Here is a 26,798-nt window from a genome sequence, read left to right as displayed (position 1 = left end):
GACAAGGGTAGTCTCGCCGCCCGTGTCCAGCGTTCAGGTCCTCCTCCAGCGGCTCGACCCCGAAGTCCCGCCGCCCGCCTATGCCCGGCCCGGCGACGCCGGGGCCGATCTCGTCACCACCTCGGATATCGTGCTCGGACCCGGAGAGCGCGGGGTCGTCGGCACCGGGGTCGCGATCGCGCTGCCCGCCGGGTACGCCGGGTTCGTGCATCCTCGCTCGGGGCTCGCGGCGCGCGTCGGATTGTCCGTGGTGAACACTCCCGGCACGATCGACTCGGGCTACCGCGGCGAGATCAAAGTCTGCCTCGTCAATCATGACCCGCGCGAGAAGATCGTGCTGGCGCGCGGCGACCGGATCGCGCAGCTGGTGGTCCAGCGGGTCGAGCACGCGGAGTTCGTCGAGGTCGCCGAACTCGAGACGACCGAACGCGGCGCGGGAGGTTACGGCTCGACCGGCGGGCACGCCACACTGGCACCCGGCGCCGGAGACACCGGCGCGGGCACCGGGGAAGGAACGGAACGATAGTGGGGATTTTCGGACGCAAGCGCCGGTCCGGCGACGACGAGACCGGAGGCGTCGCTTCCCAGCGCGGCGAGAACGCCGAAGCTGACGGCGCCGACGACGCGCTCGAACCCGAGGACCAGCTGTCGGAGACGACCGACGGCCCGTTCGACGCCGCCGAAGCCGAGGAAGACGGCATCCCGCGCATCGACCTGGGCTCGGTGCGCGTGCCGGTGCCCGACGGTTCGCAGGTGCAGGTCGAAATGGACCCGGAGGAAGGCGGCGTGCGCGCGGTGCACGTCGTGACCGAGGTCGGGCAGATCACCGTCAGCGCCTACGCGGCCCCGAAATCCGGCGGCCTGTGGCGCGAGGTGAGCAACGAACTGGCCGACCAGCTCCGCGCGGACGGCGCGAAGGTCAACGTCGGCCGGGGCGAATGGGGCATGGAACTGTCCGCGATCGTCGGCGACGTGGCCCTGCGCTTCGTCGGAGTCGACGGCCCGCGCTGGATGCTGCGCGGCGTGATCGCGGGCCCGCAGTCCACCGCCTCGCAAGCTCCCGAGGTGCTGCGGGCGATCGTGCGCCGCACTGTCGTGGACCGAGGCAACTCCCCGATGCCGGTGCGCACCCCGCTGCCGATCACCCTCCCGGACGCGGTCGCCCAGCACATCGCCGAACAACAGGGCTGACCGCTTTCGCTCTCCAGAAGGCCCTCGCGGACACCGTTCCGTGAGGGCCTTTTCGGCGCATCCTCACAACGCCCGCAAAAACGCCAAAACAGTCGCCCGCCCCAACGCCTCGCGATCCCGCCCCATCGCGGCGAGCGACGTCTCCCCGTACCGCCCTCGCGGCAACGCACGAGCCCATTCCCGGGCAACCGAAGCGGGATGAACCGGATCATCCGCGCATCCGCCCACCCCGGCCGGCACGTCCACGCTCCGCAAGTCCGCCAAAACCGGCGCGGCTCTCCCCGCCGCCGCCCGCAGCCCGGCCTCCAGCCCCGCCCCGTGTCGCCGCCAAGCCCGGTCCAGCTCCTCCGCGAGCCATCCCGGACTCCCTGCCGCGGCCTGCGCCAGCGCCCCGTCCACCCCCTCGGCGGCCACCAGATCCGCTGTGACCGTCGCGGCCAGCGCCGCGGGTGCTTGCCCGGATTCCCCGTTCCAAGCCGGGAGCGCCGCGAGCAGCCCCCCGCAACGCCCCGGATTCGCCGCCGCCCACTCCGCCGCGAGATGCGCCCCGAACGAGATCCCGCCCACCAGGACCGTCCCGTGCCGGTCAGCGAGACGGTCCAGTTCGGCCAAAAACGCTTCCGCGAGACCCGGCCCGGGCGCCGGCGCGGGCGTGATCATCGGCACGCCGAGCGCCGCGAGCGGGCCGCCGAACACCGAGCGCACGAAGATGTCGTCCGAGCCGGTGCCGGGAAGCAGGACGGCGGCCGGGAGACGGATTGCGGACGTCACGTTGCGATCTTGCCGCAAACCCGTTTCCCTGGCTGAGACCGCAGCTACGCTGGAATACGCACGGGCCGAACGAAGTCGGGGGCCCCGGAGCACAGGAGCACACCATGTCCGCCAAGGACGGCGGCTACTTCAGCCGGTTGGTTCGCAAGCTGACCAGCGACGTCGAGGACCTCGACGCCGACGAGATGTCCGAGAGGTCGGGTGCCGAAGGCGCGCAGCGCGCCTGTGACTGCCGGTCCGGCGAAGAGGTGACGGTGCTCGGCAGGCTCCGCAGCGTCGAGCTGTCGCCGACCGACGGGCCCGCCTCGCTGCAGGCGGAGCTGTTCGACGGCACGCAGGGCGTGACGCTAATCTGGCTGGGCAGGCGCCGGATTCCCGGCATCGAGCCCGGCCGTACCGTCAAGGTTCGCGGCCGGATGGCCGAACGGGACGGGCAGAAGGTGCTCTACAACCCGTATTACGAACTCCAGAGCCCGGTAGGGTGATCAACACTCGTGACTGAACCCGCTGCTCCCCGCGACGACAAGGACGCGCCCGGAAACGGGGACGAGCCCGAGCGGCAGCCGACGCTGATGGAGCAGATGGGCGGGGTTTCCGGCCTGTTCTACTCCTCGGTGCCGGTCATCGTGTTCGTCCTGCTGAACGCGTTCTTCGGGCTCACCGTGGCGATCTGGGGCTCGATCGGCAGCGCGGTGGCGATCACCGTCCTGCGCGTCGTGCGCAAGGAGCCGCTGCAGCCGGCCATCTCGGGATTCTTCGGCGTCGCGATCGCGGCGTTCATCGCGTTCCGCACCGGGTCCGCGAAGGGGTTCTTCCTCTTCGGCATCTGGGCGAGCCTCGCGTACTGCGCCGTGTTCGTGATCTCGGTGGTGGTGCGCTGGCCGCTGGCGGGCGTCGTGTGGAACGCGCTCAACGGCAACGGCACCGCCTGGCGCAAGGACAAGCCGTCCCGCTACGGCTACGACGTCGCGACGCTCGCGATGGCCGTCATCTTCGCCGCCCGGTTCGTGGTCCAGCGCTGGCTGTACGACGGCGACCAGACCGGCTGGCTCGCGTTCGCCAAGATCGCGATGGGCTACCCGCTGTACGCGATCGGGCTGCTGGTGGTCGTCTGGGCGGTCCGCCGGTCCGACAAGCGGCTGAAGGCGCTCGCCGAGGAAGAACCGGAGCCGGAGACCGACGCGCAGGTCGAGGCGCGGCTGCGGCAGAAGTACGCGCAGGCACCGACTCCGGAGACCTGATCCGACTTACGAAAAAAGGGCGGACCCGTCGCGGGTCCGCCCTTTTTCGCGTCTCAGTAGCCCAGCGCCGTCCGGATCTCCGGCTCGACGTCCGAGGTCGCGACGAACAGCAGCTCGTCGCCCGCCTCGAGCGGGTCCTCCGGCTGCGGCACGATCACCCGGTCGCCGCGCAGGATGGTCACCAGCGCCGCGTCGCGCGGCAGCGCAAGTTCGCTCACCGGCTTGCCCGCGAGCGGCGTCTCCTCCGGCAGGGTGAGTTCCACCAGGTTCGCCTGCCCCTGCCGGAACGTCATGAGCCGCACCAGATCGCCGACGCTCACCGCCTCCTCGACCATCGCGGCGAGCATCCGCGGAGTCGACACGGCCACGTCGACGCCCCACGCGTCGGTGAACAGCCATTCGTTGGCCGGGTTGTTCACCCGCGCCACCACGCGCCGCACGGCGAACTCCGTCTTCGCCAGCAGCGACACCACGAGGTTGGCCTTGTCGTCGCCGCTCGCCGCGATCACGACGTCGCAGCGTTCGATGCCGGACTCCTCGAGGATCGACACCTCGCACGCGTCGCCGAGGACCCAGTCGGCCTGCGGAACGGATTCCGGCTCGAACTGGTCGGCGTCCCGCTCAATCAGCATCACCTGGTGGTTGCCGTCGATGAGCTCGGCGGCGATGGACTGCCCGACGGCGCCCGCGCCCGCGATCGCGACCCGCATCAGTTCTCCTCCTCGGGGGCGCGAGCGGCCAGGCTCGTCACGTCTCCGACGGTGCCCGAACGCGCCGCCACCCACACGTCGTCGTCGGCTTGCACGACGGTTTTCGCGTCCGGCAGCACCGGGGTGCCGAACCGCATCATGAACGCGACCCGCGCGCCGGTGGTCTCCTGCAGCTCGTGCACGCTGCGGCCGACCCAGCCCTCGTGCAGCGGCAGTTGCAGCAGCGCGACGTTGCCGGACGGATCGCGCCAGGCGGAGGCGACGCCGTCGGGCAGCAGGGTGCGCAGGAACCGGTCGGTCGTCCACGGCACGGTCGCGACGGTCGGGATGCCCAGCCGTTCGTAGACCGCGGCGCGCTTGTGGTCGTAGATGCGCGCGACCACGTGCTCGACGCCGAAGTTCTCGCGCGCGACCCGCGCGGAGATGATGTTGGAATTGTCGCCGCTCGAAACGGCCGCGAAAGCGCCCGCGCGCTCGATCCCGGCCTCGACGAGCACCCGGCGGTCGAAACCCGCCCCGACGACCTGCTGGCCGTGGAAGTCGCTGCCCAGCCTGCGGAACGCCTGCTGGTTCTTGTCGATGACGGCCACGTCGTGGCCGAGCCGCTCCAGCGCCGCGGCCAGAGACGCGCCGACGCGGCCGCATCCCATGATCACCACGTGCACGCTTAGCCTCCTCGCAGGGTGCGGATGACCCGTCGGTGGGTACCCTCGGACACCAGCGCCGAACCTACCTTGCGGCGACCCGGTTACGCTCTCGTGGTGTCGAAGTTCCCGACAGTGCTGAAGCGACTGGTCCTAGGGCGCCCGTTCCGCAGCGACCGTCTCGCCCACACGTTGTTGCCCAAGCGCATCGCGCTGCCCATTTTCGCCTCCGACGCGCTGTCCAGCGTGGCCTACGCGCCGGAGGAGATCTTCCTGACGCTGAGCGTCGCGGGCCTGTCCGCGTACGCCTTCGCGCCGTGGATCGGGGTCGCGGTCGCGCTGGTCATGCTCGTCGTCGTGGCGTCGTACCGGCAGAACGTCCACGCGTACCCGAGCGGCGGCGGCGATTACGAGGTCGCGACGACCAACCTCGGCGGGAAGTTCGGCCTGACGGTGGCGAGCGCGCTGCTGGTCGACTACGTGCTGACCGTCGCGGTGTCCACTTCGTCCGGCGTCGCGAACATCGGCTCGGCGATTCCGTGGGTGGCCAACCACAAAGTGCTCGCCTCGGTCGTGATCGTGGCCGTGCTGACCGCGCTGAATCTGCGCGGAGTGCGCGAATCCGGCAAAGCGTTCGCCATTCCGACTTACGGGTTCATCGCCGGCATCCTGCTGATGGTCGTCTGGGGGCTCTTCCAGACCGTCACCGGCACCGAGATGCGCGCCGAGAGCGCGGGTTTCACGCTGCACGAGGAAGGCAACTGGGCGGGCATCGCCTTCGTCTTCCTGATCCTGCGGTCGTTCTCCTCCGGCGCGGCGGCGCTGACCGGGGTCGAGGCGATCAGCAACGGCGTGCCCGCGTTCCGCAAGCCGAAGTCGAAGAACGCGGCCACCACGCTGCTGCTGATGGGCGTGCTGGCGGTGACGATGCTCGTCGGCATCATCACGCTGGCGATCGTCACGAAGGTGAACTTCGCCGAGGACCCGGCGCGGCAGCTGGCCGGCGCGCCTCCCGGCTACGAGCAGAAGACGATCGTCGCGCAGATCGCGCACGCGGTGTTCGCCGACTTCCCGCCCGCGTTCTACTACATCTCGTTCTCCACCGGCATCATCCTGCTGCTGGCCGCGAACACCGCGTTCAACGGCTTCCCGGTGCTCGGCTCGATCCTCGCCCAGGACCGCTACCTGCCGCGGCAGCTGCACACCCGCGGCGACCGGCTGGCGTTCTCCAACGGCATCCTGTTCCTCTCGATTTTCGCGCTCGTGCTGATCATCGCGTTCGACGCCGAGGTCACCCGGCTGATCCAGCTGTACATCGTGGGCGTGTTCGTGTCGTTCACGGTCAGCCAGGCGGGCATGATCCGGCACTGGAACCGGTTGCTGGCCAAGGAAACCGACGCGGCGGCGCGGCGGCGGATGCGCCGTTCGCAGACGGTGAACGCGATCGGCCTCACCATGACCGGCACCGTGCTGGTGATCGTGCTGATCACCAAGTTCCTGCTCGGCGCGTGGATCGCGATCGCCGCGATGGTGGCGATTTTCGCGTTGATGACCGCGATCCGGAAGCACTACGACCGGGTGTCCGAGGAACTCAAGGACATGGGCGACGCGCCGACCGTGCTGCCCTCGCGCAACCACGCGATCGTCCTGGTGTCCAAACTGCACCGGCCGACGCTGCGCGCGCTGGCGTACGCGAAGGCGATGCGCCCGGACGTGCTCGAGGCGGTGACGGTCAATGTGGACGACGCCGACACCCGCGCGCTCACCCACGAGTGGGAAGCGCACAAGTTCAAGGTACCGTTGAAGGTCGTCGAATCCCCGTACCGGGAAATCACGAAGCCGGTGCTGGATTACGTGAAGAGGGTCCGCGGCGCCAATCCGCGCGACGTCGTGACGGTGTTCATTCCGGAGTACGTCGTGGGGCACTGGTGGGAGCAGGTGCTGCACAACCAGAGTGCGTTGCGGCTCAAGGGAAGGCTGCTGTTCCAGCCCGGCGTGGTCGTGGCGAGCGTGCCGTGGCAGCTGGAGTCGTCGCAGAAGGCGGTGGCGCGGCTGCGCAAGGCCCGCCCGTCCGCCGGTGACGTCCGGCGCGGCTTCACGCCGACGACGCCGCGTCCCCCGGACGCCCCGAAGCCAGCCCCTGCGACAAAGGAATCATCAGAATGACCGAGAGCTGGCTAGGCCGGATCCTGGAACTGGAAGTCGGCCCAGTCGCGCACGGCGGGCACTGTGTGTCGCGTGTGGACGGACGAGTGCTGTTCGTGCGGCACGCGCTGCCCGGCGAACGCGTCCGGGCCGAAGTGACCGAGGACAAGGGCGGCTCGTTCTGCCGCGCCGATGCGATCGAGGTGCTCAGCGGGTCCGAGCACCGGGTGGCGCCGCCGTGCCCGCTCGCCGCTCCCGGCGGGTGCGGAGGCTGCGACTGGCAGCACGCCGAACCGGCCTACCAGCGGGAACTGAAGGCCGCGGTGGTGGCCGAACAGCTGCAACGGCTCGCCGGGATCACCCGCGACGTGGTCGTGGAACCGCTCGAAGGCGGCCCGCTCGGCTGGCGCAGCCGGGTCCGCCTCGTCGCCGGACGCGACGGCCAGGCCGGGTTGCGCGCGCACCACAGCCACCGCGTCATCCCGATCGACGACTGCCCGATCGCGGTGCCGGGCTCACTCGACACCGCGCTGAGCAAGCGCTGGCGGCCGGGCACCGAACTGGAAGTCACCAGCGACGCAGAGAACCACCTCCACCTGCGCGAACTCGCCACGGTGCGCGGGCGGACGCAAGGCAAGCAGCTCTCCGGCGGCATGGCGATCCAGCACGCGGCCGGCCGCGACTGGCGGCTCGACGCACACGGCTTCTGGCAGGTCCACCCGCAGGCGGCGGACACACTCGCGGAACTCGTGCGGGAGTGGGCGGCCGCGCCACGCGGCGGGGTCGCCTGGGACCTGTACGCCGGGGTCGGCCTGTTCGCCTCGGTGCTAGCCGACCAGGTCGGCCCGGACGGCCAGGTGCTGGCCATCGAATCCGGCCGGCGCGCGGTCTCCGACGGCGAGCGCAACCTCGCCGACCTGCCGCAGGTGAGCTGGCGTTCCGGACGCGTGGAACACCTCATCGGAGACGCCCCGACGCCGGTCGACGTCGTGGTCCTAGACCCGCCGCGCAAGGGCGCCGGCCGAGCGGTCGTCAACGCGATCGCCGAGGGCGAACCGGACCGGATCGTCTACGTGGCATGCGACCCGGCGGCTCTCGCGCGGGATGTGCAGTTCTTCTCGGAACACGGGTATTCGCTGACGGATCTGCGGGCTTTTGACGCTTTCCCGATGACGCATCACGTGGAGTGCGTGGCGCTGCTGCAGTGACTTTTATTGCGCCCGTTGGACATTGGCTGCCGCGGCGAGTCCTGTCGCGGCCAAACCACGGGAGCGTGATCACGAGGTAGCGCAGGAGGATTCCCGCTACCGCGATGCCGGTCAAACTGGCGAACGCCAGTGGTTCGCCTTGGCGTCGGCGGATGGTCGGGATCGCCAGCGCGAACGCTCCGGCCCACGGGATCGCCCGATTTCCTGCCGCGCAAAGGAAGTCTGCGTCGGCTTCCGATTGGTTGTCTCGCAACGGAATCTGCTGCTTCGCCCAGGGGAGAGGCACCCCTTTGATGGTCACGATTCGGTCACACGAGAACCTCAGCGCGCTCCCTGGCGACTGACCGGATGTGCATCGCGGAAGATGCGCGGTTCTCCGGCAGCGGGCCGGAGGACGAAGCGAGGGGCGGCCATGATTCTGCGCAAAATTCTGTCACTGGCAGGTGTTCTGCTGGCGGGGCGCCGCCGGAGCGGCGGCACCCGGTTGAGAACCGGTTGTCAGCACCGGCTCTCGCGTCCTCGGTCAGAGCCGGAGCCAGCGGTCGAACCACGCACGGGTCCGGAGCAGGACGTCGAGTTGGTGACGGCGCTCCCGGATCGAGTGCCCCTCGCGCGGATAGATCACGAACTCGTGCTCGGCGCCGAAATGGCGCAGCGCCCGGTGGAAGTACACGGACTGGCCGAGAGGCACGTTGGTGTCCTCGGCGCCGTGCAGAAGGAGCACCGGAGTGCGGACGCGGCTGGCGAAGGAGATCGGACTGACCGCGTCGTGCGGATGCGGACCGGCGCCGTCCCACCCGGTGCTGCCGCCGAGGGCGGCTTCGAACTGGCCGTACTCACCGGTCGCGGCGAGCATGCCCCAGTCGATGACGCCGGCGAGGACCAGCGCGGCCTTGAACCGATCGGTCTGGCCGACGGCCCAGGCGGACACGAACCCGCCGTGGCTCCCGCCTGCGATGCCCAGCCGATCGGGGTCGGCGACGCCCTCGGCGACGAGCAGGTCGATCCCGGCCAGGATGTCGGTCCACTCCTCGTGTCCGACCCGGCCGGCCGCGCTGAGGGCGAACTGGTGGCCGCGGCCCTGTCCGCCGCGCGGATTGGGCAGGAACACCGCGTAGCCGGCGGTGGCGAGCCACTGCGCGCTGGGGAACCAGAACAGCTGCAAGCGATCGGCGTAGCGGTCGTAGGGGCCGCCGTGCGCGATCGTGATGAGCGGGAACGGGCCGTCCGAAGCGGATTTCCCCACCGGCAGTACGAGCAGACCGTTCAGGTCGAGGCCGTCGGCGGCACGGTAGGCCAGCGGTCGCTGGGTGCCGAAGTCGATGCCGTTCAGTTCGGGTCGGGTGTCGGTGATCTTTCGCAGCGGTCCAGTCGGCGGGCCGATGTGAACGTTCGCGGGCTGGTAGCGGCTGCCGGTGACCGCCGCGATCGTCGTGCCCTCGGAGGTGCTAGTGAGTGCGCCGAGGAGACCGGGGTGCTGCGACAAGGTCGTGGGGCCGGTGGGGTCGAGCCGGGCCAAGGTCGTGTTCAGGCCCTCAGCGAAAACGACCAGCGGGGCGGTATCGGTCTCGTGCAGTTCGGTCGGGCACATCGGGAGGCCGGACGTGCGGTTGCGCAGGACACAGCTGTCCACCGCAAGGTCGAACACGGCGGTGCCGGCCTGCAGAACCGGTGGGGTGAGGGCGAGGTAGCCGAGGTGCCAGCCGTCCTCGCCTGGCCACCAAGCCAGGGATCCCGCGTCAGCCTCCGTAGCTCCGAGATCTGTGGTGGCCCCGGTTACGGGATCGAACAGGTGCAGGTGGCCGGTGCGAGGGCCGTAGTCGTTGTCGTCGCTGGCCTGGGTCAGCACGGCGAGCGGGCCGCCGTCGGGTCGTTGCCGCAGTTCCACGACGTGCCGGTCGCCGAACACGTCCGGGGTGGTGACCAAGCCGGTGCGCAGGTCGAGCAGCCGCAACCGGGCACGCGGTTCGCGCTCGCCGAAGACGATGGCGTCGTCGCGGTCGCGGGCGCGACGCGCGTCCTGTTCGGTGGGTTCGTCGTAGGCGAGCAGAGCGACCAGGTTGGGGTCCGCGAGCGGCAAGTGGTCGACGATGCCTGCGCGCCAACTCGTCACGGCGGTCGTCGCACCGTCGGCGAGCGCGAGCCGGTACACCTGCGGAGTGCCGCGGTCGCCTCGGTCGGACAGGAAAAACAGCGTGCCCGAGTCCGCGGACCAGCGCGGCCGGGATTCCGTTGCGGTGTCGGGGGTCGCCCGGCGCGACGCGGCGGTGCCGTCGGTATCGACGAGCCAGAGTTCGGTGTCGAGGTGGTCGCCGGTCCGGCTGAGCGGGGCGAGGACGTAGCAGAGCAAGTGTCCGTTCGGGGACAGGGCTGGGGTCTGCGGTGCTCGACCATCAACCACGAGTTCGGCGGTCAGACCAGACATGTGCCCAGTCTGCCCATTTCGTCGGCGCAGCACGCGATCGAGCCAGCGCAGGCGGACCCGAGGTGGTTCGGCGGGTGGTCGTGCACCGTCAGGACACCACCACCACCACCCGCCGCGAGGTCAGCCCCGGTCTTCCTTCAGCATGTCCGCGCACTTCTCGCCGATCGCCATCGTCGTGATGCACGGGTTCACTGTCACGAGGAACGGCATCACCGAAGCGTCGGCCACTCGCAGGCCCTCGACGCCGCGGACGCGCAGTCGCTCGTCCAGCACCGCCTCGGGGTCGCCGTCCGCGCCCATCCGGGCCGTGCACGCTGGGTGGTACACGGTGTTGTGCGTTTTGCGCAGGTAGTCGGCGATCTCGTCGTCGGTCGTGCAGTCGCGGCCCGGCGCGAGTTCCACGCCCGCCCATTCGTCGAGCGCTGGCTGGGCGGCGATCTCGCGGGCGAGCTTCACGCCGTAGGTCATCACGCGCATGTCGTACTCGTCGGTGAAGTACCGCGGGTCGACGCGGGGCTTGTCGCGGAAGTCGCGCGTGCGCAGCCGCACCGTGCCCCGCGAGCGGCTGCGCGTCACGTTCGGCGTGAGGCAGAAGCCGTTCTCCGTCGTCGGGTAGCCGTGCCGGACGGTGTTCATGTCGAAGGGCACCGAACCGTAGTGGAACATCAGGTCCGGGCGGTCCAGGCCCTCCTCGGTCATGGTGAAGATGCCGATTTCCCACCACTGCGTGGATTCGGTGACCATCGGCTGCAGCGCGTCCCACATCACCAGGCCCTCGGGGTGGTCCTCGAGGTTCGAGCCGACGCCCGGCGAGTCCACGAGCACCTCCACGCCGACCTCGCGCAGGTGCTCGGCGGGCCCGATGCCGGACAGCATCAGCAGTTTCGGCGTGTCGATCGCGCCGGAGCTGACCACGACCTCACGGCGCGCGGTGATCGTGCTGTGGTGGATGAGGTCCGCGTCCAGCACCTCCACGCCGGTGCAGCGGCGGCCGTCGAACAGCAGCCGTTTCGCGCGGGCTCCGGTGCGGATTTCCAGGTTCGGCCGCTTGCCCATGATCGGGTGCAGATAGGACACCGACGCCGAAGACCGGGTGCCGTCCTCGCGGGCGTTGATCTGGAACCAGTTCGCGCCGTGGGTGACGGTTTTGCCGGAGTTGAACTCCGTCGTCGGGATGCCCGCCTGGGCGCACGCGGACAGCAGCGCCGCGCCCGCCGGGTCGTTCGGCGGGACCGACCGGATGGTGACCGGGCCGGAGCGGCCGTGATGGTCGCCGGGGCCGTCGTTGGTCTCGAGCCGCTGGTACAGCGGGAAAACATCCGCGGCCGACCAGCCGGGCAAGCCCATCGAGGACCATTCGTCGAGGTCCTCGGCCGGGGCCCAGAAGGCGATGCACGAGTTGTGCGACGAGCAGCCGCCGAGCACCTTCGCGCGGGCCTGGCGCAGGTAGGAGTTGCCCGCCTCCTGCGGTTCCACCAGGTAGTCCCAGTCGTACCCGGATTCCAGCAGGCCCATCCAGCGGGTCAGCTCCAGCACCTCGGGCACGTCCGTGTCGGACGGTCCGGCCTCGAGGAGGCAGACGGTCACGTCCGGATCCTCGGACAGCCGGGCGGCCACCACCGATCCGGCCGTTCCGCCGCCGACCACCACGTAGTCGAACTCGCTTGCGCTCACCGGGAAACCTCCTCATCGGGCGCCGGGGCGGCGGCGTGGTCCGCCAGCACCCCGACCTTGTGCCGTTGCACGAACCAGTAGTAGGCGAAGCCGCCGGCCGCGAAGACGCCGACGAACAGCACCGAAATCCACTTCAGATACCAGTGGAAGGGCGGGGAAGCGTTGTAGATCTCGTTGCGGGGCCAGGCAAGGTTGACCGTCATCGCGCCGCCCCACAGCACCGCGAGCACGTTCACCGGGAGACCCCAGCGGCCGAGGGAGAACCGGCCGGCCGGGGTGCCCTCGCGCGGCCACCGCCCGCGCAGCCTGCGGATCAGCATCGGCACAGTCACGAGGAGGTAGGACAGGTAGATCAGGATGATGGCGAGGCTGGTCACGGCCGAGAAGATCTGCGTGGAGTTGATGTTCAGCACCAGCAGGGCGACCGCGAGCACGCCGATCACGATCGCGGGCAGCACCGGGGTGCCGGTCTTCTTGTTGACCCGCGCCAGTTTCCGGCCGCCGGGCAGCGCGTTGTCCCGTGCCATCGCGAACGCGATCCGGATCGCCGCGGTGTGCACCGCCAGCACGCACACGGTGATCGCGATGAACACGACGAACAGGAACACGCGTCCGATCGCCGGGCCGAGCGCGTCGGTGAGCACGTACTGCAGGCCGACCGTGCCGAGTTCCGGTGCGTTGATGTTGCCGACCGCCATGAGCGCGAACAGGATGATCAGCCCGCCCAGCACGAAGGAGGCGACCAGCGCGCGCAGGATCGCCTTCGGCGCGTTGCGGTGCGGGTTCAGCGATTCCTCGCCGAGCGAGGCGGCGGTGTCGAAGCCGTACATCACATACGAGGAGGCGATGCCGGCGATCAGGAACGCGCCGAGGTAGCCCGACGAATGCCCGGCCTCGGTGCCGTTCGTCTGGGTCACCACCGACGGGCCGCGCACGAAATGGAAGGCGAGGAACACCACCAGCAGCACCGCGAACAGCAGCTCGACGAACACGCCCGCGCTGTTGATCCGGGCCATCAGCTTCACGCCGAACGCGTTCACCAGCGTGGTGAACACGATCAGCACAGTGGCCAGCAGCACGCCGTTGGCCGCGTCGCTGGTGCCCGTGCCGTCGCCGATGAACTGGAAGAACGACGTGATCTGCGGCAGCGTCCGCTGGTAGGCGAGCGCGGTCGCGGAGATCGAGACGATCGAGGCCAGCAGCATCATCCAGCCGGCCATCCACGCGATGTGCGGGTTGCTGAGCTTCTTCGCCCAGTTGTAGACCGACCCGGCGACCGGGTACTGCGCGGCCAGTTCGGCGAAGCAGAGAGCCACCATCAGCTGCCCGACGAACACCGCGGGCCAGGACCACCAGTAGGCCGGTCCGCCCTCGGACAGGCCGAGGTAGGACAGCTGGAACACCCCGGTCAGCACCGAGATGTAGCTGATGCCGGCAGCGAAGGTGTGGAAACTGCCGAGCGTTCTCTTGAGCTGGTTGGTGTAGCCGAATTCGCCGAGTTCGCGGTCGCCGGTGTCGCTCAAGGGCACGGTCCTTTCGGTGGGGGAGGGGGGATCAGCCGGAGAACCAGTGCTGGGGGCCGGGCTTCAGGTTCTGGTGGATGTGCTTGACCTCGGTGTACTCGGCCAGGCCGGTCGGGCCGAGCTCGCGGCCGAAGCCGGACTGCTTGTAGCCGCCCCATTCGGCCTGCGGCAGGTACGGGTGGTAGTCGTTGATCCACACCGTGCCGTGGCGGAGCCGGTTCGCCACGCGCTGGGCGCGGGCCGCGTCCTGGGTGAACACGCCGCCGGCCAGGCCGTAGTGGGTGTCGTTGGCGATGCGGACCGCGTCGTCCTCGTCGGTGAACGTCTCCACGGTCAGCACCGGGCCGAAGGACTCCTCGACCACCGCGGTGCTGCCCTGCTGGACGTTGTCGAGGATCGTCGGCAGGTAGTAGAAGCCGTCCTGCAGCGCCGGGTCGTCCGGACGCTTGCCGCCGGTGCGCAGGACAGCGCCCTCCTCGATGGCGGTGGCGACGTAGCGCTCCACCTTCTCGCGGTGCGCGGCGGAGATGAGCGGCCCGGTCTCGGCGTTCTCGTCGAACGGGCCGCCGAGGCGGATCCGCTCCGCGCGGCGCACCAGCTCGTCGACGAATTTGTCATGCCATTCCTGCTGGATGATCAGCCGCGCACCGGCCGAGCAGACTTGCCCGGAGTGCAAGAACACCGCGGTCAGCGCGTAGTCGACAGCGGTCTCGAAGTCCGCGTCGGCGAACACGACGTTCGGGTTCTTGCCGCCGAGTTCGAGCGCGACCTTCTTCACCGTCGCCGCCGCGTTCGCCGCGATCACCCGTCCGGTGGCCAGGCCGCCGGTGAACGACACGAGGTCGACGTCCGGGTGCTCCGACAGCGGCGCACCGGCCGACGGACCCGCGCCGAGCACGAGGTTCGCGACCCCGCCGGGCAGCCCCGCCTCGGCGAGCAGCCGCATGAACAGGATCGAGGTGTGCGGCGTCAGCTCGCTCGGCTTGAGCACGAACGTGTTGCCCGCGGCCAGGGCCGGGGCGATCTTCCACACCGTCTGCAGCAGCGGGTAGTTCCACGGGGTGATGAGGCCGCAGACGCCGACCGGTTCGTGCACGATCCGGCTGAACGAGTCCGCGCTGCCGGTGTCCACGACCCGGCCCGCGTCGTTGCCCGCGAGCTTGCCGAAATAGCGCAGGCAAGCCGCGATGTCGCTCATGTCGTAGCGGCTCTCCACCAGGCGTTTGCCGGTGTCGAGCGATTCGGCGCGGGCGAATTCCTCGGCGTCGCGGTCGAGCAGGTCGGCCGCGCGCAGCAGCAGGTTGCCGCGCTCGCCCGCCGGGGTCGACGGCCAGGGTCCGGTGTCGAACGCCCGGCGAGCCGCGGCGATGGCGGCCTCCGTGTCCTCCGCGGTCGCTTCGGCGACCTCGGCGACCAGGCTGCCGTCCGCGGGGCACCGGATCTCGCGCCGCCCTCCCGCACGCGCGTCCACCCATTCGCCGCCGATGTACAAGTCCGCCATGGGGTCCTCTCGAGCTCGGGGGTCCGTCCGGGATTATCACGGCCACGCGGGGTGACCGCGACTTGACTGACCGGCCTCGTGATCTTCCCCGCTCGTGGAGTTGCGTTTCCGCCGGAGCTGTGATCCGGGACGCGGGCGGCCGGACCGAGGTGGCGGCCGTCCGTAGACTGGCCGGAACCGGCGGAGGAAGAGACGGACGGGGTGGAGCGGTGACCATGCTGGACTCGGTGCACGGACCGGCGGACCTGAAGCGCATGAGCGTCGAGGACCTCGGGGAGCTGGCGGCCGAGATCAGGGACTTCCTCGTGGACAAGGTCCGCCGCAGCGGCGGGCACCTCGGTCCCAACCTGGGCGTCGTCGAGCTGACGCTGGCGCTGCACCGCGTGTTCGACTCGCCGCGCGACGCGATCGTGTGGGACGTCGGACACCAGGCGTACGTGCACAAAATCGTCACCGGGCGGCACGGCGACTTCGACAAGCTGCGCCAGCAGGGCGGACCCACCGGGTACCCGTGCCGCGGCGAAAGCGAGCACGACCTGGTGGAGAACAGCCACGCGTCCGCCGCGCTGTCCTATGTGGACGGCATGGCGAAGGCGTTCGAGCTGTCCGGCGGCCCGCGCAGGCACGCGATCGCGGTGGTCGGCGACGGCGCGCTCACCGGCGGCATGTGCTGGGAGGCGCTCAACAACATCGCCGGGCGCAAGGACCGCCCGGTCGTGATCGTGGTCAACGACAACGGCCGGTCGTACTCGCCGACCATCGGCGGGATGGCCGACCACCTGGCTTCGCTGCGGCTGCAGCCGGGCTACGAGCGGCTGCTGGACGGCGGTCGCGAACTGCTGCGCAGCACCCCGGTGGTGGGCAAGCCGATCTACGCGGCGTTGCACGCGGCTAAGGCGGGCATTAAGGATGCGTTGAGCCCGCAGGTGATGTTCTCCGACCTCGGCCTGAAGTACCTCGGCCCGGTCGACGGCCACGACCTGGTCGCGCTGGAGAAGGCGTTCCAGAGCGCGCGGGCGTTCGGCGGTTCGGTGATCGTGCACGTGGTCACCGAGAAGGGCCACGGCTACGCGCCCGCGGTGAACCACCAGGCCGACCAGATGCACCAGACCGACCCGATCGACCCGGAGACCGGCCTGCCCCCGGTGAAGGGCCCGAGCTGGACCGGCGTGTTCGGCGACGAGCTGGCGAAGATCGGCGAGGAGCGCGAGGACGTCGTGGCGATCACCGCCGCGATGCTGCGCTCGACCGGGCTGGAGAAGTTCTCCGAGCGCTTCCCGGACCGCTGGTTCGACGTCGGCATCGCCGAACAGCACGCGGTGACGTCCGCGGCGGGCCTCGCGATGGGCGGCTGCCACCCCGTCGTCGCGCTGTACTCGACGTTCCTGAACCGGGCTTTCGACCAGGTCCTGATGGACGTCGCGCTGCACCGCCAGCCGGTGACGTTCGTGCTGGACCGCGCGGGCATCACCGGACCGGACGGCCCGAGCCACCACGGCATGTGGGACCTGTCGCTGCTGGGCATGGTGCCGGGCATGCGGGTGGCCGCGCCGCGCGACCCGGGAACGCTGCGCGAGGAACTGCGCGAAGCGGTCGCGGTCCAGGACGGCCCGACCGCGCTGCGGTTCTCGAAGGGCAGCGTCGGCCCGGACGTGCCCGCGGTGGAACGCATCGGCACGGTCGACCTGCTGCGCCGCCCCTCGGGTTCGACGGACGTGCTGCTGGTCGCGGTGGGTCCGTTCGCGCAGCTGGCCCTGTCGGCCGCGGACCGGTTGGCGGACCAGGGCATCGGCGTGACGGTCGCGGACCCGCGCTGGGTGGTCCCGGTGCCCGCGGAGCTGGTCGCGCTGGCTGAGCAGCACAAACTCGTGGTGACAGTCGAGGACAGCGGCCGCCACGGCGGCTTCGGCTCGGCCTTGGCGGCGGTGCTGCGCGACGCCGAGTGTGACGTCCCGCTGCGCGACCTCGCGGTGCCGCAGGCGTTCCACGACCACGGAACCCGCGCGGAGGTGCTGGACCGGATCGGCCTGACCGCCCAGGACGTGGCGCGGCGGATCACGGAGTGGGCGTCGGGTCGGCTGGGTGCCGATGTGGAGGAGACGGCGGGCGAGAAGCCGCGCGCCTGAGCGGAGTGGGCTCCGGGGCGGCTGGCTGCTGGCTTGGCGGGAGCGCGGAGGTAGGGCGCGCTTGAGCAAAGCGGGCTTCGGGTCGGCACTGGCTCGGAGGGACCGCAGGAGACAAGCGCGCCTGAGCGGAGTGGGGCTGGGGTCGGCACTCGGTGCCGACTTGCAGGGAGCAGCGGGGAGAAGTTGCGCGTCTGAGCCGAGTGGGCTCCGGGGTCGGCTGGCTGCTGACATGGCGGAACGCGAGGGACCAGCTGCGAGCCCGCGCGCAGTGGGGCAGGAGCGAAAGAAGTCCCGCGCTTGAACGGCGGGTCTCCGGCGCAGAAACCCGCCGTGTTCATTACTCAGCGGCAGCGGCCGGGACCTCGGCAGCGAAGGTCTGGTCAATGTCCGGGATCCAGTAGCAAATCTCGAGCGTCTTGATCCGCGACATGTGCCAGACCTTCCGGCTGCTGCCCAGAGCCCCGGCCGCCCCGAGCAGCGAAAGCGCGGCGGCTCCGGCGGCGATCACCCGGTGCGGCCCCGTCGCGGTCTGGACGAGTGCGACCACCGCGGCCAGCGCGAACGCGAACGCGATGTTGCGCAGCATCACCGACTGCGCGCGCATCCGGACGATTTCTCCCGCCGCGTCCTTGTCGTGCAGTTCAGCCGCGGCGACGAGCAGCGCCGGGTTGGACTGGACGTAAGCGCGTTCGCGCGCCTGCGGGACCTGGGCGACGAACTCCTGCCGCGCGGCCTCCGCGTCCCGGCGGGGGCGGAGTCGCTCCAGTTGTGCGGCCAGGGGGTGGAAGAGGTGTCCGAGCAAGTAACTCGCCACTACAGCACCGGCGACCAGCAGCGCGCCCGGTGCGGACGTCAGAGCGGCGACGTGCAGCACACCCAGCCGGTCGAGTACGTAGACCAGCAGCGACAACTGGACCGCTCCGGGCACGGCGAAGCTGAACAAGTCGAAGATGCCGACTGCGAACGTCACGAATCGCCTCCAGGACCGGGGTTTCCGGGATCCTCCCACAACTGTCCCGCGCGGGTACCGTGTTTGGTCATCGCTGCGCGCGATAGCTGTGATCCTCGCTGGGCCCTTTCCGTTTTCCGCGTTCCCGGAAGAATCAGGGAAGCAGGTTATGGGAAAGGTGGAGAGAATGTCGGAAATCAGCAGGCGGGGCGCGCTCGGGGCAGGTGCGGGAATCGCTGCGGCGACCGCGCTCGGGGCGAGCGGGACCGCGCGGGCGAGCACGGAGAAACCAGCGAAACCGACGTACGTTTTACCGCTCGCCAAATCCGCGCCTGCCGTCCACGACGGCGGGACGTTGCGCGGGGCTCACGAGAAGAACTTCCCGATATTTGCAGGTCAGCAGGGTTCGGTGTATCTGGTGCATCTCGACCCCGGCGGTGTGCGCGAGCCGCATTGGCATCCGTCTGCGTGGGAGTTGAACTACATCATTTCCGGCAAGGCGGACTGGAGCATTCTCGGCACGCACGAGGACGGCAGTTACCACAATGCGGTTTTCAGTGCGGGAGCCGGGGAGCTCGTCTTCGCGCCGCAGGGATTCTTTCATTATTTCGCGAATTCCAGCAACACCGACGGGCTGGACGTGCTCGTCATGTTCAACACCAGCAGCGGGGAGCCGAACGATGACATCGGCATCGTCGGGACGCTGAACTCGCTGCCGCGCGAGATCCTCGCCGCCTCGTTCGGGGTTCCGGTGTCCGCGTTCGCCGCGGTGCCGAAGGACCTCAAGCCGGTGGTGATCACTCGCCGCCGGTAGTGGCAGTCGACACACCTGGTGCACGGTCGCACACTGAGAGTGGTACTCCGGAATAGTGATCGATCCGGTGCTGCTGCGCACTTTTCTCGCGGTTGCCGAGGCGGGCGGGTTCTCCGAAGCCGCTCGCAGGCTGGATCTCGGGCAGTCGACAGTGAGCCAGCACGTCCGCCGCCTCGAAACGGCGCTCAGTTGCGTGCTGTTCGAGCGCGACACGCACAGCGTGCGCCTCACCGGCGACGGCGAGACGATGACCGGCTTCGCCCGCGGCATCCTCGACCAGCAGGACCGCGCACTCCGCTATTTCTCCCGGCCGGGCCCGCGCGGGCGGGTCCGGTTCGGGGTGTGCGAGGACTTCCTGCTCGGCCACGCCGCGGACGTCCTCGGCCGGTTCCGCGGCGCGCATCCGGGGATCGACCTCGAGCTGTCGGTCGAGTTGAGCGACGTGCTGCATTCCCGGCTCGCCGACGGAGACCTCGATCTGGTGCTCGCCAAACGCGATTCCGGACAGGGCGTGCGACGCGACCCGCTCGTGTGGGTGGGCGCGGCCGGGCTGGAGTTGATCCCGGGCGAGCCGGTGCCGCTGGTCCTCTACCCGGAGCCGAGCGTCACCCGGGCCCGCGCGCTGACCGCGTTGCGCCGCAACGGTGTCCAGTGGCGGATCGGCTGCGTCAGCGAACGGCTGAACGGCCTGCGGGTCGCGCTCGAAGCCGGGCTCGGCGTGGGCCTGTTCGCGGAATCCGTGGTCCCGGACGGGCTGGTGCCGATCGCGGACCTGCCCGATCCGGGATCGGTGACGTTCGTGCTGAGCCACCGAGGGACGGCGCGGGGTTCGGCGGCTGCGCTGGCGGACGCGATCCTGTCCGCACAGTGGAGCCGCCCGCCGCTCACGCTTCGGCAACCACCGCTTCCGCAGCGATAGCCGTCGAAGGCCGGAACACCTCCCGGGGCTCCGGAAATACCTTCACCAGCACCGGATACGCCACCGCGGCCGTGCACAGCGTCACCACCAGGCTGATGTCCACCCCGCCCGCGATGCCTGCCAGCGGTCCGGTGATCATCGGCGTGTTCGCGCACAGCAGGCCCAGTCCGGTGGCCGGGATCCAGGCCGCCATCGCGCGCCAGTTGACGCCCCGGTGGAACCAGTATCGTCCGCCGGTGCGGCCCTCGTTGAAGACTTGCAGGTCGGCCGGGTCGTAGTATCCGCGGCGCTGCACGTAGCCGATCATCATGATCACCATCCACGGCGACGTGCACAGCACGATCAGCGTCGCGAACGCGTTGATGCTGGACACCATGTCGAGCACGAAATTGCCGACGAAGATGAACAACACACTGAGCGTCCCGATCAGCAGCGTGGCCCGCACGCGGGACAAGCGCGGGAAGATCGAGCTGAAGTCCAGTCCGGTGCCGTACAGCGCGGTGGTGCCGGTGGACAGCCCGCCGATCAGTGCGACCACGATCAGCGGGATCGCGTACCAGAGCGGGGAAATCGCGGTCAGGCCGGTGACGTAGTCGGCCGGGTCGGCGACCAGGGTCGCGGTCGCGATGCCGAAGCCGAACGGCAGCAGCGTCGCCAGCTGGGCGAGGAACGGCGCGGCCAGCAGCGAGCGGCGCGAGTGGGTGGCCGGGATGTAGCGCGACCAGTCGCCGAGGAACGCGCCGAACGAGATCGGGTTCGCCATCACGGTCAGCACGGCGAGGATCCACGTCGGCCAGAAGCCGCCGAGGGCGAAGTTGCCGCTGCCCGCGAATGACGGGTCGAACGAGCCGCCGTAGGCGAAGATCCCCACCAGCATGATGAGCGTGCCCAGCGTTACCGCGACACGGTTGACCAGCAGCATGAAGCGGTAGCCGTAAATGCACACGACGAGGACGGCGATCGCGATCACGCCATAGGCGACAGCGCGCAGCACAGGACCGCCGTCGATGCCGAAAAGCCGTTGTGCCGCACCGGCTACCGCGTCGCCGCTCACCCACACCGAGATCGCGAAGAAGGTGATCGCGGTGAGCAGCGACAGGAACGAGCCGACGCACCGGCCGACCACGCCGAAGTGCGCGCCGGACGAAACCGCGTTGTTGGTGCGGGTGACCGGGCCGAACAGGGCCATCGGGGACAGCACGAGCGCGCCGAGCACCACGCCCACGACGGTCGCCGCGAGTGCCGCCCAGAAGCTCAGCCCGTACGCGATGGGCAGCGTGCCGAGGATGATCGTGGCGAACGTGTTGGCCCCGCCGAACGCGAGCCGGAACAGGTCGCGCGGCCGGGACGTCTGCTCGGCGGGCGGGATCGGCGCGATGCCGTGCTGTTCGACCTCGGTGACTTTGTCGCTCATCACTCGAACCTCGTCATCACGTGCTTGACCCGGGTGTACTCGGCGAACGAGTACGCCGAGAGGTCCTTGCCGTGCCCGGAGTGGCCGAACCCGCCGTGCGGCATCTCGGCGGTCAGCGGGCCGTGCGTGTTCACCCACACGCAGCCGAAATCGAGGTCGCGCGACACCCGTGCGACTCGGGCGACGTCGTTCGTCCAGACCGAAGAAGCCAGCCCGTACGGGACCCCGTTGGCCAGTTCCAGCGCTTCCGTCTCGTCGGCGAACGGCTGGACGGTGATCACCGGCGCGAAGACTTCCTCCTGCACCAGTTCGTCGTCCTGGCGGAGGCCGGACACGACGGTCGGCGCGAGCTGGAAGCCTGGTCCGGGCGCGGTGCCGCCGGTTTCGACGCGGGCGTGCGACGGCAGCCGCTCCAGCAGGCCGAGCACGCGGTCGAGCTGGGCACGGCTGTTGAGCGGGCCGTAGTCGATGTCCGGACGGCGGGTGGCGGCCGTTTTCGCCAGCGCGGCAACGAATTCGTCGTGGACGCTCTCGTGCACCAGCACGCGGCTGCCCGCGGTGCAGTCCTGCCCGGCGTTGTAGAACGCGGCGTCGGCGATCCGCTCGGCGGTGTCGGCGAGGTCGGTGTCCGGGAAGACCAGCAGGGGAGCGTTGCCGCCCAGTTCCAGGTGGGTGCGCTTGAGATCGGCCGCGGCGACGGTGGCCACGTCGATGCCGGCGCGCGTCGAGCCGGTGATGGACACCAGGTCGGTGTGCGGGTGCCGGACCAGCGCGCGGCCGGTTTCCCGGTCGCCGCACACGACGTTGAACACGCCCGGCGGCAGGAATTCCGCCGCGGCCTCGGCCAGCAGCACCGCGGTGGACGGCGTGGTTTCCGCCGGCTTGAGCACCACGGTGTTGCCCGCGGCGAGCGCCGGGCCGATCTTCCAGACGGCCATCATCAGCGGGTAGTTCCACGGCGCGATCTGCGCGCACACGCCGATCGGCTCGCGGCGGATCACCGACGTGTGCCCGGGCAGGTACTCGCCCGCGCCGGTGCCTTCGAGCTGCCGCGCGGCGCCGGCGAAGAACCGCAGCGTGCTCACGCATTCCGGGATTTCCTCGTCCAGCATGACCGAACGGACCTTGCCGGTCTCGCGGACCTCGGCGTCGGCGAACTCTTCCGCGCGGGCTTCCAGTGAGTCGGCGATCTTGAGCAGCGCTTCCTGACGTTGCGCGGGCGTGCTGCGCCGCCACGACCGGAACGCGCGCGCCGCCGACTCCATCGCCAGGTCGATTTCGTTCCGCCGGGAAATGACGCTGGTGCCGAAGACCATGCCGGTAGCCGGATTGGTCAGTTCGAGGGTCGCCTCGGTGTCGGGAGTGTCGACCAAGGCGCCGCCGACGAAGTTGCGGACGTGGGTCATGAGTGCTCCAAATGGGTTGGGGCGAACATCTTCAGCAGCGCGGGAAGCACGACGACCGACGGCCCCGGAGTGCGCAGCGCTTCGGCGAGATCCGTGCGGACACTGTCCACAGTGGTCTTTCGGGCGGGGATGCCGAACGATTCGGCGAGCGCGACGAAATCCGGTCGCGGCAGTTCTGTCGCGGTCGTCTGGCCGAACGCGCCGGTGAGGTACTCGCGGAGGATGCCGTAGCCGCCGTCGTCGACGACCAGCCAGGTCACGTCGAGCTGGTGCTGCACGGCGGTGGCCAGCTCAGCCAGTCCGTACATCGCGCCGCCGTCACCGGACACGGCCAGCGACCGCACGCCTGCCGCAGCAGCGCCGAGCGCGCCGGGAAGGCCGTAACCGAGCCCGCCCGCACCTTGCGCGGTATGAATCGGCGCGCCGTCCGGATTCCACACCGACCACGCCCAGTAGGCCGCGATGGTCATATCCCAGAAGGTTTGCGTGCCTTCGGGAAGCGCGGCACGGATGTCGTCGATCAGCTTCCGTTCGAGCGTGAGCGGCTGACTGTCCAACCTGGACTCGACGCGCGCGAGCAGATCCTTCACCGCGGCTTCGGCGCGGCCGTCCGGAGTGCGCGGCGTGAGCTGGCCGAGCAGTGCGCGAAGGGTGTGCCGGACATCGGCGTGCAGCCCGAGCGCGGGGTAGTTCGACTCCAGCTTCCCGAGATCCGCTTCGACCTGCACGACCTGGCCGCGCGGCGCGAACTCGCGGTAGTTGCTGGACAGCTCGCCGAGCCCGGAGCCGAGCACCAGCAGGACGTCGGCGGCGGAGAGGAATTCCGTGGTGTGCCAGTCTTCCATCCACGATTGGGCGGACAGTTCGTGGTCCCAGGCGAAAACGCCCTTGCCGCCGAACGTCGACACCACCGGTGCGCGCAGCGTTTCGACGAGCTGGCGCAGTTCCTCCTGCGCTCCGGACCGCAGTGCGCCGCCACCGGCGAGGATCACCGGATTCTTCGCTGCGTCAAGGAGTTTCGCGGCTTCGGCCACCAGCTCCGGCAACGGTTCGAGGGGAGCCGGAGCCGTGGTCACTGACGTCAGCTGCGGCAGGATCGTCTCAGCGAGCAGCACGTCCTGCGGGATTTCCACCCACACCGGCCCGTACGGCGCGGTCGCGGCGGATTCCCACGCCTCGCGCAGCGCGGTCGGGATCTGGCTGATCGACCGGACCACGTGCACCGACTTCGCGACGTCCCGGAAGCTGGCCTGCTGGTCGGTGAGTTCGTGCAGGTAGCCGTGCCGTCCGCCGCCGAGTCCGGCGACCGGGACCTGGCTGGAGATGCCGAGCACCGGCACCGAGGCCGCGCGCGATTCCTGCAGCGACGCCAGCGTGAGCAGCGCGCCGGGGCCGGTCGACACGATCATCGGCGTGACCGGCACCGGGCCGTGCGGATCGGCGGCGAGCCGGGCGCGCGCGTGGCCGTCCGCGGCGAAGGCGAGATTGTTCTCCACCCGCGAGCTGACCACGCGCACGTCTTCAGCGCGGCGCAGCGCTTCGAACAAACCGAGCGCGTGCTGTCCGGGCAGTCCGAACACAGTGTCCGCGCCGAGCGCCCGCAGCGTCTCTACGACAACGTCGCCGCCGATCCGGGTCATGCGCCGCGTCCCAGCGCCAGCAGGCTGACCAGGTCGTAGGCGACGTGCGAAGCGGCGACAGCGGTGATCTCGGCGTGGTCGTAGGCCGGGGCCAGCTCCACGACGTCCGCGCCGACCAGGTTGAGCCCGCGCAGGCCGCGCAGGATCTCCAGCAGTTCGCGGCTGGTCATGCCGCCCGCTTCGGGGGTGCCGGTGCCGGGCGCGTGCGCGGGGTCGAGCACGTCGATGTCCACGGACACGTACAGCGGACGGTCGCCGATGCGCTGCCGAAGCGCGTCCACGGTCTCGTCGATGCCGCGGCGCAGTACGTCGCCGGAGGTGACGATGCCGAAGCCGAGGCGACGGTCTTCTTCAAGGTCGCGCTTGCCGTACAGCGGGCCGCGCGTGCCCACGTGCGACACGGCGCTGGTGTCGAGGATGCCTTCTTCGACCGCGCGACGGAACGGCGTGCCGTGCGTGTACGGCTCGCCGAAGTAGGTGTCCCAGGTGTCGAGGTGAGCGTCGAAGTGAAGCAGCGCAACGGGACCGTGCTTCTTCGCCGCCGCGCGCAGCAGCGGGAGCGCGATGGTGTGGTCGCCGCCGACCGTCACGAGCTTCGTCTCGCCCGCCGTAAGCGCTTCGGCTTCCTGCTGCAGCTTCTCGATCGCTTCGCCGATGTGGAACGGGTTGACCGCGATGTCGCCGGCGTCGACGACCTGCTTCTCCGCGAACGGCGAAACGTCCAGACCCGGGTGGTAGGGCCGCAGCAGCCGGCTCGCCTCGCGAAGCGCCGAAGGACCGAACCGCGCGCCGGGGCGGTAGGACACGCCGGAGTCGAACGGCACGCCGACCACGGCTACGTCGGCGCTCGGCACTTCGTCGATCCGCGGCAGCCGCGCGAAGGTCGCGAAGCCGGCGAAACGCGGGATCTGCGACGAGTCGAGCGGGCCGACCGGACGCTGTTCACTCACTGGGTCAACTCCTGTCGGGTTTCGGATGCGCTGAGATCTTCAGCGGCTTCGGACCCGTGCAGACGTTGTGTCCACACGGAAAGAATGCTGTCCGGCGTACGCGGTGTCGCGAGGCTGACGCCGACGTACACGACCAGGCTGACGCCGAGGCCCCAATAAATCGGACTGTTGGCCGCGACACCGTCGATGATCATGAAGGCGATGACGGACACCGTGCCGGCCACCATCGACGCGTACGCGCCTTCGCGAGTGCCGCGCTTCCAGAACAGCGCGCCGACGATCGTGACGAGAAGGCCGCCGACGAGGATGTCGTACGCGATGGTGAGCGCGTTGACGACGTCGTCCACGAGCATTGCGATACCGATGGCCACGATGCCCAGCACAAGTGTCGTCACTCGGTTACGCAAGACCTCGCCACTCTTAAGGCCGATCTTGCGGAACAGGTCCGAAGTCGTCGTGGTGGCGCACGCGATGAGCGCGCCGCTCGAAGTCGACATCAGCGCCGACAGCGCCGCAGCGAGCACGAGACCGCGTACGCCGGTGGGCAGGAGCCGTTCGGCGATGGTGGCGAAGGCGTCCTGCGCGCTGCCGAGGTCTGGGTACAGCACCTTCGCCGCCGTACCGATCAGCGCGCCAGCGATGCCGTAGACAAGGCAGTACACGCCGGAGATGACGCCGCCGCCGGTCGCGACGCGCGGCGTGCGCGCGGTGAACACGCGCTGCCAGATGTCCTGCCCGATCAGCAACCCGAACGTGTAGATCAGGAAGTAGGTCAGGATCGTCTCGCCGCCGATCGAGGTGAACTCGAAGTACGACGCGTCCAGCTTCTCGGCCATCCCGCTGAAACCGCCCGCCGAGACGAGCGCGACCGGCAGCAGCACGAACAGGATGCCGATCGTCTTGATCACGAACTGCGCGATGTCGGTCAGCGTGATCGACCACATGCCGCCCAGCACCGAGTACAGCACCACGATCGACCCGCCGATCGCGATCCCGGCCCAGCTCGGGATCGAGAACAGCACCTTGAAGATCGACGCGAACGCCAGCGTCGAGGTGACCGTGAGCATCAGCGTGTAGCCCCACATCACCGCGCCGGACACCGCGCTCGCGCGGCCGCCGTAGCGCAGGTCGAGCATCTCGCCGACGGTGTAGACGCGCAGTTTCACCAGCCGCCGCGCGAAAACCGCGTGCAGCACGAGGATCCCGACGCCGATCGTGATCACCAGCCACGCGCCGGAGATGCCGTAGGTGTAGCCGAGCTTCACGCCGCCGACGGTCGACGCGCCGCCGAGCACGACGGCCGACATCGTGCCGGAGTACATGAACCAGCCGAGCCGCCGTCCGGCGACCAGGTAGTCGGATTTGGTCTTGGCCAGCCGGAGGCCGATCCAGCCGACCCCGATCATGCCCGCGATGTACAGCGCGATCACCGCATAGTCGCCGCCCACGGGTCCTCCTCGATACGGGGTGGGGTTCTTGCGGGACACCGTAGGGTCGGGCGACCCCGCGGCGGCATGGGACGATGTATCCAGGACTTCGCCGGAGAT

The 26,798-nt window shown here is 69.8% G+C and carries 22 protein-coding genes; 9 read left to right on the top strand and 13 right to left on the bottom strand.

Translation table 11 applies throughout. The features are described from left to right. The first annotated feature begins 22 nt into the window (after nt 1-22). Together dut and FKO37_RS36945 are read left to right on the top strand one after the other, a co-directional pair. A complete protein-coding gene (dut, locus tag FKO37_RS36950; RefSeq protein ID WP_043838363.1) occupies nt 23-526 on the top strand; it encodes a dUTP diphosphatase in 504 nt (167 codons plus the stop codon). Then, nucleotides 526-1,191, top strand: coding sequence for a DUF3710 domain-containing protein (locus tag FKO37_RS36945; RefSeq protein WP_037819129.1), 666 nt, complete (start codon nt 526-528; stop codon nt 1,189-1,191). The genes dut and FKO37_RS36945 overlap by 1 nt, the downstream gene beginning before the upstream one ends. A gap of 63 nt (nt 1,192-1,254) precedes the next feature. On the opposite strand, the gene FKO37_RS36940 is transcribed toward FKO37_RS36945, so the two are convergent. After that, nucleotides 1,255-1,962, bottom strand: a complete 708-nt coding sequence (locus FKO37_RS36940) for an alpha/beta hydrolase (protein WP_238607514.1) — start codon at nt 1,960-1,962, stop codon at nt 1,255-1,257. A gap of 104 nt (nt 1,963-2,066) precedes the next feature. On the opposite strand from FKO37_RS36940, the gene FKO37_RS36935 reads away from it, so the two are divergent. Then, nucleotides 2,067-2,447 (top strand): OB-fold nucleic acid binding domain-containing protein, encoded by a 381-nt coding sequence (locus FKO37_RS36935; RefSeq protein WP_009075573.1) that lies wholly within the window; start codon nt 2,067-2,069, stop codon nt 2,445-2,447. A 9-nt stretch (nt 2,448-2,456) separates the two neighbouring features. Continuing rightward, nucleotides 2,457-3,203, top strand: coding sequence for a DUF3159 domain-containing protein (locus FKO37_RS36930; RefSeq protein WP_037819126.1), 747 nt, complete (start codon nt 2,457-2,459; stop codon nt 3,201-3,203). A 53-nt stretch (nt 3,204-3,256) separates the two neighbouring features. Here FKO37_RS36930 and FKO37_RS36925 read toward each other — a convergent pair whose 3' ends face one another. Both FKO37_RS36925 and FKO37_RS36920 read right to left on the bottom strand, forming a co-directional pair. Next, nucleotides 3,257-3,913: a TrkA family potassium uptake protein gene (locus FKO37_RS36925; RefSeq protein ID WP_009075577.1), complete on the bottom strand. Its 657-nt coding sequence runs from the start codon at nt 3,911-3,913 to the stop codon at nt 3,257-3,259. After that, complete coding sequence (locus tag FKO37_RS36920; RefSeq protein WP_037819124.1) at nt 3,913-4,578, bottom strand: TrkA family potassium uptake protein; 666 nt, start codon at nt 4,576-4,578, stop codon at nt 3,913-3,915. Before FKO37_RS36920 ends, FKO37_RS36925 begins: the two co-directional genes overlap by 1 nt. A gap of 96 nt (nt 4,579-4,674) precedes the next feature. Here FKO37_RS36920 and FKO37_RS36915 point away from each other — a divergent pair, with 96 nt between their 5' ends. Both FKO37_RS36915 and FKO37_RS36910 read left to right on the top strand, forming a co-directional pair. Continuing rightward, a complete protein-coding gene (locus FKO37_RS36915; protein WP_134666449.1) occupies nt 4,675-6,723 on the top strand; it encodes an APC family permease in 2,049 nt (682 codons plus the stop codon). Beyond that, nucleotides 6,720-7,910: a class I SAM-dependent RNA methyltransferase gene (locus FKO37_RS36910; protein ID WP_134666447.1), complete on the top strand. Its 1,191-nt coding sequence runs from the start codon at nt 6,720-6,722 to the stop codon at nt 7,908-7,910. Before FKO37_RS36915 ends, FKO37_RS36910 begins: the two co-directional genes overlap by 4 nt. Before the next feature lie 523 nt (nt 7,911-8,433). Here the strand turns inward: FKO37_RS36910 and FKO37_RS36905 are convergent. From FKO37_RS36905 to FKO37_RS36890, 4 genes are all read right to left on the bottom strand, one after another. Further along, nucleotides 8,434-10,335, bottom strand: a complete 1,902-nt coding sequence (locus FKO37_RS36905; protein ID WP_238607513.1) for a prolyl oligopeptidase family serine peptidase — start codon at nt 10,333-10,335, stop codon at nt 8,434-8,436. Between the two features lie 120 nt (nt 10,336-10,455). Further along, nucleotides 10,456-12,009 carry a GMC family oxidoreductase gene (locus FKO37_RS36900; protein ID WP_043838358.1) on the bottom strand — a complete coding sequence of 518 codons (1,554 nt, stop codon included), beginning with the start codon at nt 12,007-12,009 and terminating at the stop codon, nt 10,456-10,458. Then, nucleotides 12,006-13,532, bottom strand: a complete 1,527-nt coding sequence (locus FKO37_RS36895) for an APC family permease (protein ID WP_037819112.1) — start codon at nt 13,530-13,532, stop codon at nt 12,006-12,008. Before FKO37_RS36895 ends, FKO37_RS36900 begins: the two co-directional genes overlap by 4 nt. A gap of 31 nt (nt 13,533-13,563) precedes the next feature. Further along, the gene (locus tag FKO37_RS36890; RefSeq protein WP_134666443.1) at nt 13,564-15,033 is read right to left on the bottom strand and encodes an aldehyde dehydrogenase family protein; all 1,470 of its coding nucleotides are present in this window, start codon (nt 15,031-15,033) and stop codon (nt 13,564-13,566) included. 209 nt (nt 15,034-15,242) lie between these two features. Here FKO37_RS36890 and dxs point away from each other — a divergent pair, with 209 nt between their 5' ends. After that, nucleotides 15,243-17,159, top strand: a complete 1,917-nt coding sequence (gene dxs, locus FKO37_RS36885; RefSeq protein ID WP_037819106.1) for a 1-deoxy-D-xylulose-5-phosphate synthase — start codon at nt 15,243-15,245, stop codon at nt 17,157-17,159. A 337-nt stretch (nt 17,160-17,496) separates the two neighbouring features. On the opposite strand, the gene FKO37_RS36880 is transcribed toward dxs, so the two are convergent. Then, nucleotides 17,497-18,129 (bottom strand): hypothetical protein, encoded by a 633-nt coding sequence (locus FKO37_RS36880; protein WP_238607512.1) that lies wholly within the window; start codon nt 18,127-18,129, stop codon nt 17,497-17,499. A gap of 166 nt (nt 18,130-18,295) precedes the next feature. Between FKO37_RS36880 and FKO37_RS36875 the strand changes: the two genes are divergently transcribed. Both FKO37_RS36875 and FKO37_RS36870 read left to right on the top strand, forming a co-directional pair. Next, the gene (locus FKO37_RS36875; protein ID WP_238607511.1) at nt 18,296-18,922 is read left to right on the top strand and encodes a cupin domain-containing protein; all 627 of its coding nucleotides are present in this window, start codon (nt 18,296-18,298) and stop codon (nt 18,920-18,922) included. A 55-nt stretch (nt 18,923-18,977) separates the two neighbouring features. Beyond that, on the top strand, nt 18,978-19,841 hold the full coding sequence (locus FKO37_RS36870; protein WP_238607510.1) for a LysR family transcriptional regulator: 864 nt from the start codon (nt 18,978-18,980) through the stop codon (nt 19,839-19,841). Here FKO37_RS36870 and FKO37_RS36865 read toward each other — a convergent pair. Genes FKO37_RS36865 through FKO37_RS36845 form a run of 5 tightly spaced genes read right to left on the bottom strand, consistent with a single transcriptional unit; the run spans nt 19,807 to nt 26,699 of the window. Further along, on the bottom strand, nt 19,807-21,255 hold the full coding sequence (locus FKO37_RS36865; RefSeq protein WP_238607509.1) for a cytosine permease: 1,449 nt from the start codon (nt 21,253-21,255) through the stop codon (nt 19,807-19,809). The two genes, FKO37_RS36870 and FKO37_RS36865, sit on opposite strands and share 35 nt — an antisense overlap. Next, nucleotides 21,255-22,661: an aminobutyraldehyde dehydrogenase gene (locus FKO37_RS36860; protein WP_238607508.1), complete on the bottom strand. Its 1,407-nt coding sequence runs from the start codon at nt 22,659-22,661 to the stop codon at nt 21,255-21,257. The genes FKO37_RS36865 and FKO37_RS36860 overlap by 1 nt, the downstream gene beginning before the upstream one ends. Continuing rightward, a complete protein-coding gene (locus FKO37_RS36855; protein WP_037819092.1) occupies nt 22,658-24,301 on the bottom strand; it encodes a thiamine pyrophosphate-binding protein in 1,644 nt (547 codons plus the stop codon). Before FKO37_RS36855 ends, FKO37_RS36860 begins: the two co-directional genes overlap by 4 nt. Beyond that, nucleotides 24,298-25,251 carry an agmatinase gene (speB, locus tag FKO37_RS36850; protein WP_037357511.1) on the bottom strand — a complete coding sequence of 318 codons (954 nt, stop codon included), beginning with the start codon at nt 25,249-25,251 and terminating at the stop codon, nt 24,298-24,300. Before speB ends, FKO37_RS36855 begins: the two co-directional genes overlap by 4 nt. Continuing rightward, nucleotides 25,248-26,699, bottom strand: coding sequence for a sodium:solute symporter (locus FKO37_RS36845; RefSeq protein WP_043838344.1), 1,452 nt, complete (start codon nt 26,697-26,699; stop codon nt 25,248-25,250). Before FKO37_RS36845 ends, speB begins: the two co-directional genes overlap by 4 nt. Nucleotides 26,700-26,798: the final 99 nt, after the last annotated feature.

This window comes from Amycolatopsis sp. Poz14 (assembly GCF_006704225.1).
In the GTDB taxonomy this organism is placed as follows: domain Bacteria; phylum Actinomycetota; class Actinomycetes; order Mycobacteriales; family Pseudonocardiaceae; genus Amycolatopsis; species Amycolatopsis nivea.
This window is presented reverse-complemented; position numbering and strand designations above follow the sequence as displayed.

What these genes read in the sequence shown, in the direction of transcription:
- FKO37_RS36875 (WP_238607511.1), top strand. Translation starts at nt 18,296, where the DNA reads ATGTCGGAAATCAGCAGGCGGGGCGCGCTCGGGGCAGGTGCGGGAATC.
- FKO37_RS36890 (WP_134666443.1), bottom strand. Translation starts at nt 15,033, where the DNA reads ATGGCGGACTTGTACATCGGCGGCGAATGGGTGGACGCGCGTGCGGGA.
- FKO37_RS36860 (WP_238607508.1), bottom strand. Translation starts at nt 22,661, where the DNA reads ATGACCCACGTCCGCAACTTCGTCGGCGGCGCCTTGGTCGACACTCCC.
- FKO37_RS36925 (WP_009075577.1), bottom strand. Translation starts at nt 3,913, where the DNA reads ATGCGGGTCGCGATCGCGGGCGCGGGCGCCGTCGGGCAGTCCATCGCC.
- FKO37_RS36865 (WP_238607509.1), bottom strand. Translation starts at nt 21,255, where the DNA reads ATGAGCGACAAAGTCACCGAGGTCGAACAGCACGGCATCGCGCCGATC.
- FKO37_RS36905 (WP_238607513.1), bottom strand. Translation starts at nt 10,335, where the DNA reads ATGTCTGGTCTGACCGCCGAACTCGTGGTTGATGGTCGAGCACCGCAG.
- FKO37_RS36910 (WP_134666447.1), top strand. Translation starts at nt 6,720, where the DNA reads ATGACCGAGAGCTGGCTAGGCCGGATCCTGGAACTGGAAGTCGGCCCA.
- FKO37_RS36935 (WP_009075573.1), top strand. Translation starts at nt 2,067, where the DNA reads ATGTCCGCCAAGGACGGCGGCTACTTCAGCCGGTTGGTTCGCAAGCTG.
- FKO37_RS36855 (WP_037819092.1), bottom strand. Translation starts at nt 24,301, where the DNA reads ATGACCCGGATCGGCGGCGACGTTGTCGTAGAGACGCTGCGGGCGCTC.